This is a genomic window from Marinobacter iranensis, assembly GCF_029207565.1.
Classification (GTDB): domain Bacteria; phylum Pseudomonadota; class Gammaproteobacteria; order Pseudomonadales; family Oleiphilaceae; genus Marinobacter; species Marinobacter iranensis.
On record NZ_JANCMW010000013.1, the window covers coordinates 49,928 to 65,687 of the forward strand.

Consider the following 15,760-nt stretch of genomic DNA (forward strand, 5'->3'; position numbering starts at 1 on the left):
GACCTTGGGGTGGCCCATGCTGAGCAAAGATCTTGAAATTACATTGAATACGGCCTTCAAAAGTGCCCGCGACAAGCGTCATGAGTTCATGACCGTCGAGCATCTTTTGCTGGCCTTGCTCGACAACGAATCGGCAGTGGGCGTCCTGAAAGCATGCGGTGCAGACCTGGCCCGGCTTCAGGAAGAACTCGTTGAGTTTGTGGATTCGACCACACCACTGATCCCCAGCAACGACAGCGAGCGGGAAACACAACCCACGCTCGGATTCCAGCGCGTGCTTCAACGTGCTGTCTTTCACGTGCAATCCTCTGGCAAAAAGGAGGTGACCGGCGCCAATGTGCTGGTGGCCATCTTCAGTGAACAGGAAAGCCAGGCGGTCTATGTGCTCAAGAAGCAGAGCATTGCCCGCATTGACGTGGTGAATTTTGTTTCCCATGGCATCTCACGCGTTCAGGGTGCCGAGGATCAGGAAGGTCATGACCAGGCGTCCCACGAGGAGGCCGGCGAGGAAGGCGGTGCTTCCCGCCCGCTGGAAAGCTATGCCACAAACCTCAACGAACAGGCCCGCCAGGGCCGCATTGATCCGCTAATCGGCCGCGAACACGAGGTGGAACGGGTGGTACAGATCCTGGTTCGCCGTCGCAAGAACAACCCGCTGCTGGTGGGTGAGGCCGGCGTGGGCAAGACCGCGATTGCCGAAGGCCTGGCCAAGCGTATTGTGGACAGTCAGGTGCCTGATATTATCGACGACGCAGTGGTCTATTCTCTGGACCTGGGCGCACTGCTGGCCGGTACCAAATATCGGGGTGATTTCGAGAAACGATTGAAAGGCCTGCTTGCGGAGCTCAAGAAAGAGAAGCATGCGATCCTGTTCATCGACGAGATCCACACCATCATTGGTGCCGGTTCCGCGTCCGGCGGTGTTATGGATGCCTCCAACCTGCTCAAGCCCATGTTGAGCTCGGGGGAAATCCGTTGCATCGGTTCCACCACCTTCCAGGAATTCCGTGGCATTTTCGAGAAGGACGCTGCTCTGGCCCGTCGCTTCCAGAAGATCGATGTGAACGAGCCCAGTGTCGAGGATACCTATCAGATCCTCAAGGGGCTGAAATCCCACTTCGAGAAGCACCACGACCTGAAATACACCGACCAGGCATTGCGCGTGGCCTCTGAACTGTCCGAGCGCTACATCACGGACCGTCACCTGCCGGATAAGGCCATTGATGTGATTGATGAGGCCGGCGCCCACCAGCGCCTGCTGCCCATCGCCAAGCGCAAGAAAACCATTGACGTGTCGGAAATCGAGGATGTGGTTGCGAACATTGCCCGCATTCCGCCGAAGAACGTGTCAACCAGCGACAAGGACCTGCTGCGCAATCTGGAGCGGGACCTCAAGATGGTGGTCTTCGGGCAGGACCCGGCCATCGAGTCACTGTCCACTGCCATCAAGCTGGCCCGTGCCGGCCTGAAGGCGCCCGAGAAGCCGGAAGGTGCCTTCCTGTTTGCCGGCCCCACGGGGGTGGGCAAGACCGAAGTCACCAAACAGCTTGCCAAGGTATTGGGTATCGAGCTGGTGCGCTTCGATATGTCGGAGTACATGGAGCGCCATACAGTGTCCAGGCTGATCGGTGCACCTCCGGGGTATGTGGGTTACGACCAGGGCGGCCTGCTGACGGAATCCGTAAGCAAGCATCCGCACTGTGTACTGCTGCTGGATGAGATCGAAAAGGCCCACCCGGAAGTCTTTAACCTGCTGTTGCAGGTGATGGACCACGGTACGCTCACGGACAACAATGGCCGCAAGGCGGATTTCCGCCATGTGATCCTGGTGATGACCACCAACGCCGGTGCCGAGAGCATGGCCCGCCGTTCCATTGGCTTCAGCGAACAGGACCACAGCTCTGACGGTATGGAGATCATTACCAAGACCTTCACGCCGGAGTTCCGCAACCGTCTGGACAGCATTATCCAGTTCGGTGATCTCCAGCCAGCCACCATCACGCACGTGGTGGACAAGTTCCTGACTGAACTGCAGGCCCAGTTGGATGAGAAGCATGTTGTGCTTCATGTTGACGACGCCGCGAAGGAATGGCTGGCAGAGAAGGGCTACGATGTCACCATGGGTGCACGCCCGATGGCTCGCCTGATCCAGGACAAGATCAAGCGGCCACTGGCTGAACAGATCCTGTTCGGCCGGCTGTCAGAGCATGGCGGTGACGTGCACATTCACCTCAAGGACGACGAACTGCAATTCGAGTACGAGGACGAGCCGGCCGAGGCGGTGTAAACGTCGCCCGAACCGGTCCTCAACCCCTGAAAAGCCGCGCTGGAAACAGCGCGGCTTTTTTCTACAACAGGTTTCCAGGGCCCGATTGACTCTGCAGGGGGCTCTCCCCTGACGTTGTTGTCAATCCATTCTTCCCCGTTCTCTGTCAGATTGTTGTGCACAACAATGATAAGGAGACTCGGGAGATGAAAGCGCTATCAGTGCTCGTATTGGTTGTTCTCGGCCTGTCCGGCTGGAGCAGTGCTGCCGCCAGTGAACGCCGGGAGTTCTGTGTGTTCGATGTCGCCGGGGCGGGCGGATTTGTTTACCGCACACTGCAGGATTATCACCGCAAGGCGGCTGCGGTGGGGGTGAGGCTCAATATGCGCCCCTACACTGACGAGGATAAGGCCGTTGCGGACTTCAGGGCGGGGCATTGCGATATTGTGGCAGTGACCGATATGGGTGCCCGTAAGTTCAACGATTTTTCCGGCTCCATCAGTGCCATCGGCGCAGTGCCCTACTATGAAGACCTGAAAGTACTGCTTCATATACTGGCCAGCCCCAGGGTGGATCACCACCTGGAGCAGGATGGGTACGAGGTCCTGGGCGTGACCCCGATGGGAGCAGCCTACCTGTTCGTGAACGATCGGAATATTAACCATGTGGATGCCTTGAAAGGAAAGCGCATTACTGTGTTCGAGGGGCACCACGACGCCCGGCACATGGTGGAATATGTGGGGGCGGTCCCGGTCACGGCGAAAATTTCCAATTTTGCCCGTCTGTTCAATTCCGGCGAGGCGGATATCAGCTACGCGCCTGCAGCTGCTTATGAAGTTCTTGAGATGTTCCGCGGTATGGGAGACAGCGGTGGTATCGTGAAGTATCCGGTGGGGCAGGTGACCGTCCAGTTGATTGCCCGGGCGGGAGCGTTCGAGGATACCTTTGTCAGGAAGTCGCGGCGGATCATGTCCCGGCTTTACCCGGAAGCCATGCGTATTGTGAGACAGTACGAAGGGTCAATTCCCGAGGACCGCTGGGTTGAGATTTCGCCCAAGGCAGTGCGCGGTTATCAGGAAATGCTGCGCAGCGTGCGGATTGATATGCAGCAATCCACGGAGGACACCGGCATGCTTGCCGCGGGCGTGTATCACGACGACATGATGACGATCCTGCGGAAGGTCAGGTGTTATACCAATCCCGGTGCAGCGGAGTGTTCGGCGGAAAACAGGGAATAGGGTAGCAATGCGGGCCAGATCTGAAACGAAAAAGCCCCGATACCGGGGCTTTTAGATGTCATAACGCTATTAACGGGCGCGGTAAACGATGCGTCCCTTGCTCAGGTCATACGGGGTCAGTTCTACCTTGACCTTGTCTCCTGTCAGGATGCGGATATAGTTCTTGCGCATCTTTCCAGAGATGTGAGCGGTAACAATATGGCCGTTTTCAAGTTCAACGCGGAACATAGTGTTTGGAAGCGTATCAACAATAACGCCTTCCATTTCAATAGCATCGGACTTTGCCATTCAGTAAAAACCTCGTAAATTGGCTTGCTGTGATTTTAAATTGCGCAATTCTGCCTGATTTGTCGCCATTTGGCAAAATCAGTTAGTGTCCATTGTGTACCACTGGCCGTCCCGGAGGGCTTCGATGGGGCGGAAGCGGGTCTTGTAGTTCATTTTTCGGCACTCTTCGATCCAATACCCCAGATACAGGTGGGGTAGTCCCAACCGCTTCGCTTCCTCAATCTGCCAGAGCACCGCAAAGGTGCCCAGGCTCCGGCGCTCATAGGCGGGATCAAATACGGTATAGATGGCGGAAAGCCCTTCGTCCAGCATATCCACTGCCGCCAGGCCAACCAGATTCTCACCATCCCTGATTTCAACAAACCACGAGTCGGTCGCCCCTTCCACCAGGAAAGACATGAACTGCTCACGGGTGGGCGGGTACATGTCTCCGTCTGCGTGCCGTTGTTCGATGTAATGGGCGTAGAGACTGTAGTACTGCTCCGAGAAGGTTGCCTTGACCATTCGGCAGGTCAGGTCGGCATTCTTCGCCATGACCCGCCGTTGGCTGCGGTCTGGCTGGAACTGGTCGACCTTCAGCCGAACGGGCACACAGGCATTACAGTTTTCGCAGTGGGGCCGATAGTAATGGGATCCACTGCGACGAAAGCCCAGGGCCGTCAGTTGGCTGTAGAGCCGTTTATCAACATGAGCTCGTGGGTCGACGAACATGGTGGTTGCTTCGCGGTCTGGCAGGTAGCTGCAGTCATGGGCCGGCGTGGCAAAAAATACCAAGGTCCTGAGATTGCTCATTCACACCTCCGGGCCGGGCCATTGCCACCGGAAGTCCCAGTGACTGTGGTCCGGACTACTGTCGACGCATGTCCTGAGTATAGATAAAAATTCGCTCCGTTGGATACAGCGGGCGCCCATTCTCAGCAAGTGGCCGCTTTCCACCTGACAATCCATTATGCGGTATCCCCATTCACGGAGCTGGTTGGCCAGGTGGACCATGAGTACTTTCGAGGCGTTGGTTTCCAGTGAAAACATGGATTCGCCAAAAAAGCAGCGGCCTATGGCTAGCCCGTACATGCCTCCGGCCAGTTCGCCCCGTTGGTTCCAGGCCTCAATGGAGTGGGCGATGCCCTGCTTATGAAGCTGGCTGTAACTGTCGGTCATGTCCTGGGTGATCCAGGTGCCTTCGGCTCGGGTGTTGGCGCACAGGCGGATAATCCGGGGGAAGGCCTGGTCGGCGGTGATGGTGAATTGGCCGCTGTTGAGGGTTCGCCGGAGGCTTCTGGCAATGTGTATTTCTTCCGGGAAGAGGACACAGCGGGGGTTGGGGGACCACCAGAGTATGGGTTGGTCGTCGCTGTACCAGGGGAAGATGCCGTTGCGGTAAGCCAGTTTTAGCCGTTCTGTGGAGAGGTCGCCGCCCAGGGCGAGTAATCCGTCAGGGTCGTCGAGGGCCTGTTCGGCCGGGGGGAACCAGAGTTGGTCTTGGTCTAGCCAGGGTAGTGAGGTCATCTCGGTCCGGAGTTAGTGCTCGAGTTTTGGTGGTGTCGGCCGGGGTCGCCAACCTTCTGGAACACGCTCAAGCACATCCATGTGGCGCTTGAGCTCCGCCATCCCTGGCTCCGCACAGTTCCAGAAGGTTGGCGACCCCGGCCTCCCTCGAACTGGGAGTTACCTGCCTTCACCGATTCTTGTTGCGTGCGCTGTGTTCAGCTTAGTCCTGATCCAGGAACTTTTCTGCGTCCAGCGCTGCCATGCAACCGAAACCTGCAGAGGTAACGGCCTGGCGATAAACGTGGTCGGCTACGTCGCCGGCGGCGAAAACGCCCGGTACGCTGCTCTGGGTGGCCATGCCTTCCAGGCCGGAGCGGATTTTGATGTAGCCGTTTTCCATGTCCAGTTGGCCCTGGAACAGGTCGGTGTTGGGTTTGTGGCCGATGGCAATAAATACGCCTGCCAGGTCGATCTCCTGGGTGGCGTCGCCCTTGGTGCTTTTGATGCGCATGCCGGTGACGCCGGTGCCGTCGCCGAGGACTTCGTCCAGGGTGTGGTCCCAGATGATGTTGACGTTGCCGTTCTCGGCTTTCTCGAACAGTTTGTCCTGCAGGATTTTTTCGGCGCGCAGGCTGTCGCGGCGGTGTACCAGGGTGACTTCGTCGGCGATGTTGGAGAGGTACAGCGCTTCTTCAACGGCGGTGTTGCCGCCGCCGATGACGGCGACTTTCTGTTTCTTGTAGAAGAAGCCGTCGCAGGTGGCGCAGGCGGAGACGCCCTGGCCCTTGAATTTCTCTTCCGATTCCAGGCCCAGGTACATGGCGGAGGCGCCGGTGGCGATGATCAGTGCGTCGCAGGTGTATTCGCCGCTGTCGCCCTTGAGGTGGAAGGGGCGGTTGCGCAGGTCGGCTTCGTTGATGGTGTCGTAGACCACATGGGTTTCGAAACGCTCGGCATGTTTGAGCATCCGCTGCATCAGTTCCGGGCCCTGCACGCCGTCGTTATCACCCGGCCAGTTGTCCACGTCGGTGGTGGTGGTCAGTTGTCCGCCTACCTCGATGCCGGTGATCAGTGTCGGCTTGAGGTTGGCGCGGGCGGCGTAGACGGCGGCGGTGTAGCCGGCGGGGCCGGAGCCGAGGATGATCAGTCTGGAGTGCTTGGTTTCGCTCATGGTGGTTCTCTCGTTAACAATTCTGGACGTGTCGACGCTGGTCCGGGTGAAAAGGGCAAAAGGCTAACACGAACAGGCGTCGTTGCCAGTTGTTTTGGCCAATTTCATCCATAAAGTGTTGCTATTTATCCAATGACAGAAACCGAGGTCAGAAGTTGCCTGACCCGTTCCGCGCTTTTCCCGGATTCCCCCTGTTCCAGTCGGTGTTCGGCAACAGCCGGGAAGACGGCCTGGATGTCGTCCGGTAGCACATGGTGGCGGCCGTCCATCAGGGCCCAGGCCCTTGCGGCTCGCACCAGCCCCAGGCCCGCCCGGGGTGAAAGGCCGTAAAGCAGGCCCGGCATGCGGCGGCTCTGTTCCAGCAGGCGCTGTACATAATCCAGCAATGCCGGGCTGGCGGCCACGCGGTTCACGGCGTCCTGGAGGGTTTGCAGGTCTTCTGCGGATAGCAGTGACGGCAGACGCTCGGTCATCACCCGCCGGTCTTCGCCCTCCAGCAGTTCCCGCTCGGCTCGCGGGTCAGGGTAGCCAAGCCGGATTCTCATCAGGAAACGGTCAAGCTGGGACTCCGGTAGCGGGTAGGTGCCACCCTGTTCGATGGGATTTTGCGTGGCGATCACAAAAAACGGGTGAGGCAGTGGCCGGGTTTCGCCTTCAATGGATACCTGCCGTTCTTCCATAGCCTCCAGCAGCGCACTCTGGGTGCGTGGGGAAGCGCGGTTGATTTCGTCTGCAAGCACGACCTGGGCGAATATCGGGCCGGGGTGGAACACCAGGCTGCCAGCCTGCTTGTCGTACATGGAGAAGCCAAGGACATCTGCTGGCAACAGGTCGTTGGTGAACTGGATACGCTGGTAGGTCAGGCCCATGACCTTGGCGAGGGCGTGGGACAGGGTGGTTTTACCCATGCCCGGGATGTCCTCGATCAGCAGGTGGCCTCGTGCCAGCAGGCCGCAGAGTGAGAGGCGGACCTGATGATCCTTGCCCAGCAGTATGCTGTTCAGTTCACGGATTACCGTATCCGTCAGTTTTTTCATGAAATGCTCAATCCCTTACCCGCTTTAGAATGTCACCGTAGGCGTCGATGCGTCGATCCCTGAAGTACGGCCAGATTCGCCGAATCGATTCACTGCGTGAGCGGTTAATGGTGGCGGCCAGAATGGTTTCCGAATGATCGTCGGCCCGTGCCAGGAACTCTCCCTGGGGGCCGCAAATAAAGCTGTTGCCCCAGAACCGGATACCGTCCGATTGTCCGGAGGGGTCCGCTTCGGTGCCCACGCGGTTGGGGGCGATGACGGGCAGGTTGTTGGCAACGGCATGGCCGCGCTGGACGGTAACCCAGGCGTCCAGTTGGCGCGCCTGTTCTTCGGGATCGTCGGTGACGTCCCAACCAATGGCGGTGGGGTAGATGAGCACTTCCGCACCGGCCAGGGCCATCAGGCGGGCGGCTTCGGGGTACCACTGGTCCCAGCATACCAGCACGCCCAGGCGGCCCACCGAGGTGTCGATGGGGGTGAAGCCACTGCGGCCATCGTTGAAGCTGGTGTCGCCGGGGGTGAAATAGAATTTTTCGTAGAAGCCCGGGTCGTCGGGGATATGCATCTTGCGGTAGAGGCCGGCAATGCTTCCGTCCCGCTCAAACACAACGGCGGTGTTGTGGTAAACGCCGTTCATTCGCCGTTCGAAAATCGATCCGACCAGGACAACTCCGAGCTCCGCCGCCAGGGCAGAGAGCCGGTCGCTGGTGGGGCCCGGGACCGGTTCGGCCAGTTCGAACACCGAGGTATCTTCGGTCTGGCAGAAATAGAGCGTGGCGTGTAACTCCTGCAGGATGACCAACTGTGCGCCGTCTGCAGCGGCTTGCCGCACCAGCCGCTCGCTGGTGGCCAGGCTGGTGCTCTTGTCGGCATTGCACGGCTGCTGGATGGCGGCTACCGCCAGCGCTCCGGACGGGGTGGGGTGACTCATGCTGTAACAACTCCCGCGGGTATCTGCATGGTGACGCAATGCAGGCTGCCATGCTGCCTGATCAGCGGGCGGCAGTTTACCGGAATGATCTCCCGATCGGGGAAAATGCCCCCGAGGGTGGCAAGTGCCTCGTCATCCTGGGGCACGCCATAAACCGGCACCAGCACGGCGCCGTTGATAATCAGGAAATTGGCGTAGGTCGCCGGCAGGCGCTCGCCGTCATCATCATGAATGGCATCGGGCCAGGGCAGCGGTGTCAGGCGGTAGGGCTGGCCATCAGCCTGGTGAAACTGCTGCAGCTCCTCTTCCATGGCGGCCAGGGCACTGTAATGTTCGTCGCCGACATCCGGGCAGGCCACATAGCAGATGTGGTCGTGGTCACAGAAACGCGCGAGGGTGTCGATGTGGCTGTCGGTGTCATCGCCGGCGAGGTAACCGTGGTTTAGCCAGAGGATACGCTCCGCGCCAAGTGTCTCTGACAGCAGGTGCTCAATCCCTCCACGGTCCATGGCAGGATTGCGGGAAGGTGTTAGCAGGCATTCACTGGTGGTCAGCAACGTACCCTTGCCATCGGACTCGATGGAACCACCTTCAAGCACGAAATCCACTGGTACCAGCGGGGTTTTGCCAAAGCTGCCAAAATTCGACAGATGGCTGTTCAGGGCGTTGTCTTTTTCCCAGGGGAATTTCCCGCCCCAGGCATTGAACCGGAAATCCAGCAATTCGTGGCTACCATCCCGTGCAACGGCGATGGGGCCGTGATCCCGTGCCCAGGTGTCGTTGGCCGGAGCCGGCACGGCGACAACGCGGCCGGGAAGCCCCTGTTCCCGGGCAAAGTGGTTAAGTTCCCTTTCAAGTTCCTGCAAGCGGACCACGTGTTCACAACTGAGCAGCACGTGCTCGAAGCGAAGCACCGCCTTTGCGATTTCCAGGAACACTGGCTCAACGTCAGCGAGGACGTCGCTCCAGTCTGTTCCGGGGTGGGGCCAGGTAAGCATTACGGCACTTTGGGGTGCCCACTCGGCGGGCATCACAGGTCTGGAAGTCAAGTTGCGAACACCTTATGCAAAAGCCGTCATTCTAACGAACAGGCGGGGTTGCGTCAGGACATACGGAGGATTTTTTAGCGACCGGGCTTCAGCACCGAATGGATAACCCGGTCACCTTCAAAATACACGACAAAATCCGCGTAGTGCCACTGGGAAATGGGTGGGTTACCCACCGGCCCGGAGATCTGCACAGGATCGCCCCAGCCATTGCGGACACTGGACTGGCTCATTCCGGTGCGTGGAAGGTTTTCCTGGGCGCCGCGTTCAGCCTGCGACATCACTGGAACCCGAACCTCCTCGGCCATCACGGTGGTAAGCGGCATCACTGCCAGACCGGTGATGGCTGCGGCGGCACAGACTGCTTTTATTGTGCGGTTTTTCATCAGTGACTTACTCCCTGGGATCGTTGGGTCCGGTTCAACTGGGTTGTCTGGAAAGTACCTTCGAGGATACTCGCCAGACATTGATAAAACGTAATATCCAACAAAGACTAACAAAAGTCAGCCCGAATTCGGTGATTTGTGGACAGTTTACTCTTTCTGCCGTTGGCGGATTTGCCACCGCATCACATGGCGGGCAATTTGCTGTCGGTCACTGTCGTGGATATCGATAAACTCCGTATGAACCGCGCCGCCTCCGCTTTCGTCGGGCGCAACATCGATCACCCTGGCAATAGCGACGGGCTGGAACAGCTCAGGCGGCAGGGTCATCCTGAGGGCCAGCAATTCATCGGTGGCGAAGCGGTTGGTCATGCTGTGAAACGACAGGCCCCCCTCGCTGAGAGTGACATCCTGCCAGTCCTCAGGTTGCAACGGATTTTGCTCAAAGGCCATAATGCGCGCCAGCGTATCCAGCTTCCCGTTGAGCGACTTGATCAGAGAGGTCAGCAGGCGGTCCTTTTCCGCCAGAGTGGCAAGGTGGGCCCTGACGTCCTGGTCGAGGCGCCTGAACTCCGAGCGCAGGCTTTCCAGGTGATTGCCGTTAAAGGGATTGTCCCGGTCGGCTTCGTCGGGGTCGAGCTTTCGGATTTCCAGGCCGATATGGTCACTGATGCGAAAGAAATCCCTGCGGTCAGAGGGGATATCTGCCGGGTTATTGTCGGGTGTCGTCGCAGGCATCGGGGCTCCAGAACGCGGTATTATTGTTTCCTGATAGTATTTTAGCAGCTTCCTGCCGGTCCGTATTGCCGCAGGATTTTCGACAGACCAGAAGGCAGCGACAGGCCCCTCCCAATGTTCAGACCCTTATCATTGTATGTCGGTCTGCGGTACACCGCGGCCAAACGACGCAATCACTTCATTTCATTTATCTCACTGACGTCCATGATCGGCCTGATGCTGGGTGTGGCGGTGCTGATTATCGTACTGTCTGTTATGAACGGCTTTGACCGTGAACTCAAGCAGCGGATTCTGGGGATGGTGCCTCACGCCGTCATCCAGGGTAACCCCGACCTGGACAACTGGCAGGAGATCGACCGAGCCGTCGAGGAGCATCCTTCGGTGATCGCCGCTGCGCCTTTCATCCAGGGGCAGGGCATGGTCACCGGTGGCGGCGATGTCAGGGGTGTGATGCTGAACGGTATCCTGCCTGAGCAGGAGCGAAGTGTTTCTATCATCGAGAATCACATGATCGAGGGCGGGCTTGAAGATCTCCGGCCCGGCGAGTTCGGTATTATTATCGGCAAGCAGATGGCCGCCAGTTTGCGGTTACAGATTGGTGACCGGGTAACGGTGGTGTTGCCGGAGGCGTCCGTGACCCCGGCCGGCGTTCTACCGCGGCTGAAGCGATTTACCGTCAAGGGTGTGTTCAGTGTTGGTGCCGAGCTGGACGGTAGCTATACGCTGATCCATATGGATGATGCGTCGAAACTCATGCGTACAGATGGCAAGGCCGAAGGCGTGCGCCTGCTGGTGGATGACCTGTTCCAGGCGCCGAAGGTGGCTGAAGAGGCCGCCCGACAGCTAAGCGGCCGCCACTACATATCAGACTGGACCCGCACCCACGGCAATCTGTTCCAGGCAATCCGCATGGAAAAGACCATGATCGGGCTGCTGCTGATGTTCATCGTGGCGGTCGCGGCATTCAACATCGTGTCCACCCTGGTGATGGTTGTTACCGACAAGACGGCCGACATCGCCATCCTGCGGACTATGGGTGCGACGCCCGCGCGAATCATGCGGATCTTTATTGTTCAGGGCGCGGTGATTGGTATTACAGGTACGTTGGTCGGTACTGCGCTGGGCATATTGGGTGCCTATAACATCAGTGGATTTATTGCCTGGCTGGAAGCCTTTATGGGTCACCAGTTCCTCAGCGCCGACGTGTATTTCATCAGTTATCTGCCGTCACAGCTGCAATGGCAGGACGTGTGGATCATCAGTGGGGCCGGCCTCGCCATGAGCCTGTTGGCAACGATCTATCCTGCGTGGCGAGCATCCCGAGTCGACCCGGCGGAGGCCCTTCGATATGAATGAGTCAGCAACCATGAACGATGACAGATCACTGGTTATAAACTGCGACAAGGTAACCAGAACATACAATGAGGGGCCGGGTAAGCTGACCATCTTCTCGGATATTTCCCTGCAGGTATCCGCTGGCGAATCCGTTGGTATTGTTGGTAGCAGTGGCGCGGGTAAAACCACACTGTTGAACCTTCTCGGTGGATTGGACAAGCCTTCTTCCGGGCATATCGATATCTGCGGGCAGGACATTCACGGTATGAACGAGGCGGGGCGTGCGCGGTTCCGCAATCGCCACCTGGGGTTTGTCTACCAGTTCCATCATCTGCTGCCAGAATTCTCGGCACTGGAAAACGTGATGATGCCCTGTGCACTCGGTGGCTTGGGCGTCCGGCAGGCCTCGAACAAGGCTACGGCTATCCTGGAGCGGGTTGGATTGGGCTCGCGCTTGACCCATAAGCCAGGCGAGCTATCCGGGGGCGAACGCCAGCGTGTGGCGATCGCCCGCGCCCTGGTGAACGAACCTGAGTGTGTGTTGATGGACGAGCCAACGGGGAACCTGGACGAGCAGACAGGGGAAAGTGTCCGGGACCTGATCGAATCATTGAGGGACCAGATCGGCATTGCCTTCGTGCTGGTCACCCATGACATGGCCATGGCCAGAAGCCTTGGCCGGGTGTTGCGTCTGGAGCAGGGAGAGTTATTTCAGGAGCTTTGACGGGGGTCGGTGCGCCGTTTTGCTTTCCTCGCGAGCCGGCGGTGGCGGATTCGTGCTAGCTGGCGTTCCCGCCAGTCGGAGCGGACCTTGCGCCGCCACAGGTATTGAATGACCAGGTAGGCGAAGCAGGCCGACAGGGTTGCCATCACCAATGACCCCAGGTAAAGGGGAATACCGATGTCCAGTAGCCGGCCGCTGAGCCACGACCAGGACAACTGGAACTCGAAGTTCAGCACCGGCCGGTCGAGTATCCAGGCACCGATCTTGTAATTGAAGTAGAACATGGGGGGCATGGTCACGGGATTGCTGATCCAGACCAATACCACCGAAAGTGGCAGGTTGGCATTGAACCAGATGGCAAAAAATGCGGCGGCAACCATCTGGAACGGCATCGGAATGAAGGCCAGGAAAATGCCCACAAGGAACGCCCGGGCAACACTGTGCCGGTTGATATGCCAAAGGTTGGGCTCATGAAGGATATCGCCCAGGAAATGCAGCGACTCGATAGCGCGCACCCTTTCCGGCGATGGTAAATAGCGTTTCATGAACTTCTTGGGCATTGGGAAGTTCTGCCTGCTCAGGACAATGGTTCCGGGGTACGACTGCTCCCGGAAATGACCAACTATCAGGAGGACAAGGATTGTCCGGAAGTTTTATGGCCAGGGTCGGCCTAGGCGGCTTCGCCTGCGGCGTTATCTTACTGTATAGCCTTGCGGTCTTACCACCTTTGCACTGGCTGATTTGCGCGATGGTCGTCGCGGTTTTCATCACGTTCACCGCCAGTTCGCGGTGGCTGAGGGTTGTTGGCATCCTTCTGACCGGTGTCATCGCGGGCCTGGTCTGGGCGGGTTGGCAGGCAGATAACCGGCAGCAGTCGGTACTTCCGGAGGCGTTGGAAGGTCGTGAGTTGGAGGTGTCCGGTTATCTTTGTGATGTGCCCTCGGAAGGCAGTTTCAGTAGCGTCCGTTTCGGATTCTGCGTGGAGCAATGGCATTCGGCAGGAGTGTCCGAAGTCTATCCGCCACATGAGCTACCGCACCAACTGCGACTTGCCTGGTACGGAGATGATGTCACCACCACGCCCGGCCACAGGCTGAAACTCACCGTCGTCCTTAAACGCCCCCACGGTGCCGTGAACCCTGAGGGGTTCCGCTATGAATCCTGGTTGTATCGCAAGGGTTTTGGCGCTACCGGTACCATCCGCGAGCTTTCCCGTGATGAGCGTGTTGGCTGCCCGCTCCGCTGCCAGTATCACCACTGGCGCGGCGATCTGATTGAAGCAACATCACAGAGGTTGTCCGAAGCCCGGCATTTCCCGCTAATGATCTCCCTGATGATCGGATATCGCGGCTATATGCAGCCAGAACACTGGGGTGTACTGAAAGCTACCGGCACCATCCACCTGGTTGCCATATCGGGCTTGCACCTGGGTCTGATTGCAGCTGGTGCCGGCTTCATCTGCCGGCGGCTGCTGCTTACCTTACCCGAGCGTCGTCTGTCGCCGGCGCAACTCCGTGGAATTGTATTCCTGGCTGTCACTGTTGCTAGCCTTGGCTATGCCCTTGTAGCGGGTTTCTCGGTGCCAACGCGACGGGCGCTGATCATGGTTGTCATTGCTGGCTGGGTTCTCCTCGGGGCCCGGAAAACCGGTACTTTTACCGGGTTTTTGATAGCGTTGGTCCTGGTGCTGTTAAGCGATCCGTTTTCGCCACTCGACCAGGGGTTCTGGCTGTCGTTTGGCGCTGTGTCGGTGCTGGTGTTGCTTTTCGGCCTACGGCTTGGTCAGGAAGGCTGGTTTCGAGGGCTTTTGCTTGCTCAGTTGGCAGTGTTTGCCGGGCTCTGGCCGATTCTGTCCACCCTTGGCCAGGCCCAGCCGGTAGTAGGGCTGGCGGCCAACCTGTTTGCTATACCGTGGGTTTCATTGGTGGTTATGCCGTTATTGGTTGTGGGCGCGGCACTCCTGGTTCTTGTGCCTGCAGCGGATGCCCTGGTGATCGGGGTGCTGGACCTTGTATTCGGTGTGCTTTGGCGGGGGCTCTCATGGCTGGCTGATCTTGAGTTTATTATGCCGGCGCCGGGAACGCTTACGATCGTTGCGTTTTCCGTAGTGGTTCTGGTGGCCCTGCTGGTGCCGTTCGGCGGCTATCGGAAAGCGAGCGTGGGCGTGGTTACCCTCGGGATAGCCGCCATACTGTTCCGGGCTGGCGCGGAGGGCCAGCAAAACGCTCCGGTGGCGTACCCCGAACTCAGGGTGTGGGATGTTGGTCAGGGGCTTTCGGTGATGCTTCGTGAGCAGGATCGTGTGCTGGTGTACGACACGGGGCCAGCCCTGGAAGGCGTCTATTCTTCGGTGGAGTCGGTGTTGCTTCCCAATCTGCGGGCCCTGGGTGTCCGTCGTATTGACACCCTGGTGATCAGCCATGGAGACGGCGATCATGCTGGCGGTCTGCCGTTGCTCTTCGAGAGTTTTGATGTGGGGCGGGTGATTACGGGTGAGCCCGGAAGGCTGGCTGGCAAGCTGCCAGCAGGTGTAGATACAGAGGCCTGTTCCGGGCAGGTTTTCGTTGAGATGGGAGAGTTGGAACTGAATTTTTGGAGCAGCTCGGGCGAAGCGGAGGGTAACGACGCATCCTGTGTCCTGACAATTTTTTCGACGAACCCGCCCGTGGAGATAGTGCTGCCCGGCGATATTACTCGCCGGGTGGAAAAGGCATTTATCGCTGAAAACAGCCGTGAAGGGAAGTCCGGGGATCGTTACCGGGTTGTGCTGGCGCCTCACCATGGCAGCAAGACGTCTTCGTCGGAAACCTGGGTCAGGCGGATGGCGCCCGATCTTGCAATCTTCAGTGCCGGCTATCGCCACCGCTTCGGGCATCCTCATCCCGAGGTGGTCGAACGTTATCTGTCCGTTGGCGGTGATGTAATGAACACCGCCACTTCGGGTGCCATCAGGCTGGAACTGGGATCGGGCAGTGTGATAACAACGCTGGCCAGGGCAAGGGCCCCATTCTGGATTCGTAAACCCGAAAACCGTTGAAGGGGGCTCATCGAGCCGCCTGTAAAAAACCGTGACATTGCGGGTGTGGCCTACACCGGCAGCTATGCTAAAGTAGCG

At 58.6% G+C, this 15,760-nt stretch carries 15 protein-coding genes; 5 read left to right on the plus strand and 10 right to left on the minus strand.

Annotated features, from left to right (window positions below; all coding sequences use genetic code 11):
- Positions 1–16: 16 nt before the first annotated feature.
- Positions 17–2,287 carry an ATP-dependent Clp protease ATP-binding subunit ClpA gene (clpA, locus tag NLU14_RS17655; RefSeq protein ID WP_275708986.1) on the plus strand — a complete coding sequence of 757 codons (2,271 nt, stop codon included), beginning with the start codon at positions 17–19 and terminating at the stop codon, positions 2,285–2,287.
- Between the two features lie 185 nt (positions 2,288–2,472).
- The gene (locus NLU14_RS17660; RefSeq protein ID WP_275708988.1) at positions 2,473–3,504 is read left to right on the plus strand and encodes a putative solute-binding protein; all 1,032 of its coding nucleotides are present in this window, start codon (positions 2,473–2,475) and stop codon (positions 3,502–3,504) included.
- Positions 3,505–3,573: 69 nt separating this feature from the next.
- Here NLU14_RS17660 and infA read toward each other — a convergent pair whose 3' ends face one another.
- From infA to NLU14_RS17705, 9 genes are all read right to left on the minus strand, one after another.
- Positions 3,574–3,792: a translation initiation factor IF-1 gene (gene infA, locus NLU14_RS17665; RefSeq protein WP_007153725.1), complete on the minus strand. Its 219-nt coding sequence runs from the start codon at positions 3,790–3,792 to the stop codon at positions 3,574–3,576.
- Positions 3,793–3,870: 78 nt separating this feature from the next.
- Entirely contained in the window at positions 3,871–4,584 is a 714-nt protein-coding gene (locus NLU14_RS17670; protein WP_275708990.1) for an arginyltransferase, read from the minus strand.
- Entirely contained in the window at positions 4,585–5,298 is a 714-nt protein-coding gene (gene aat, locus NLU14_RS17675; protein WP_275708992.1) for a leucyl/phenylalanyl-tRNA--protein transferase, read from the minus strand.
- A gap of 202 nt (positions 5,299–5,500) precedes the next feature.
- Positions 5,501–6,451 carry a thioredoxin-disulfide reductase gene (trxB, locus tag NLU14_RS17680; protein WP_275708994.1) on the minus strand — a complete coding sequence of 317 codons (951 nt, stop codon included), beginning with the start codon at positions 6,449–6,451 and terminating at the stop codon, positions 5,501–5,503.
- Between the two features lie 125 nt (positions 6,452–6,576).
- Positions 6,577–7,488, minus strand: a complete 912-nt coding sequence (locus NLU14_RS17685; protein ID WP_275708996.1) for an AAA family ATPase — start codon at positions 7,486–7,488, stop codon at positions 6,577–6,579.
- A 7-nt stretch (positions 7,489–7,495) separates the two neighbouring features.
- Entirely contained in the window at positions 7,496–8,419 is a 924-nt protein-coding gene (locus NLU14_RS17690) for a carbon-nitrogen hydrolase (protein WP_275708998.1), read from the minus strand.
- Entirely contained in the window at positions 8,416–9,450 is a 1,035-nt protein-coding gene (locus NLU14_RS17695) for an agmatine deiminase family protein (protein WP_275709246.1), read from the minus strand. Before NLU14_RS17695 ends, NLU14_RS17690 begins: the two co-directional genes overlap by 4 nt.
- 92 nt (positions 9,451–9,542) lie before the next feature.
- Entirely contained in the window at positions 9,543–9,851 is a 309-nt protein-coding gene (locus tag NLU14_RS17700) for a hypothetical protein (protein ID WP_275709000.1), read from the minus strand.
- A gap of 147 nt (positions 9,852–9,998) precedes the next feature.
- Positions 9,999–10,586, minus strand: a complete 588-nt coding sequence (locus NLU14_RS17705; RefSeq protein ID WP_275709031.1) for a PilZ domain-containing protein — start codon at positions 10,584–10,586, stop codon at positions 9,999–10,001.
- A 114-nt stretch (positions 10,587–10,700) separates the two neighbouring features.
- Here NLU14_RS17705 and NLU14_RS17710 point away from each other — a divergent pair, with 114 nt between their 5' ends.
- Positions 10,701–11,942 (plus strand): lipoprotein-releasing ABC transporter permease subunit, encoded by a 1,242-nt coding sequence (locus tag NLU14_RS17710; protein ID WP_275709033.1) that lies wholly within the window; start codon positions 10,701–10,703, stop codon positions 11,940–11,942.
- Positions 11,935–12,645: an ABC transporter ATP-binding protein gene (locus NLU14_RS17715; protein ID WP_275709035.1), complete on the plus strand. Its 711-nt coding sequence runs from the start codon at positions 11,935–11,937 to the stop codon at positions 12,643–12,645. Before NLU14_RS17710 ends, NLU14_RS17715 begins: the two co-directional genes overlap by 8 nt.
- Here the strand turns inward: NLU14_RS17715 and NLU14_RS17720 are convergent.
- The gene (locus NLU14_RS17720; protein ID WP_275709037.1) at positions 12,633–13,205 is read right to left on the minus strand and encodes a DUF2062 domain-containing protein; all 573 of its coding nucleotides are present in this window, start codon (positions 13,203–13,205) and stop codon (positions 12,633–12,635) included. The genes NLU14_RS17715 and NLU14_RS17720 overlap by 13 nt on opposite strands.
- Positions 13,206–13,285: 80 nt before the next feature.
- On the opposite strand from NLU14_RS17720, the gene NLU14_RS17725 reads away from it, so the two are divergent.
- A complete protein-coding gene (locus NLU14_RS17725; RefSeq protein WP_275709039.1) occupies positions 13,286–15,682 on the plus strand; it encodes a DNA internalization-related competence protein ComEC/Rec2 in 2,397 nt (798 codons plus the stop codon).
- Positions 15,683–15,760 lie beyond the last annotated feature (78 nt).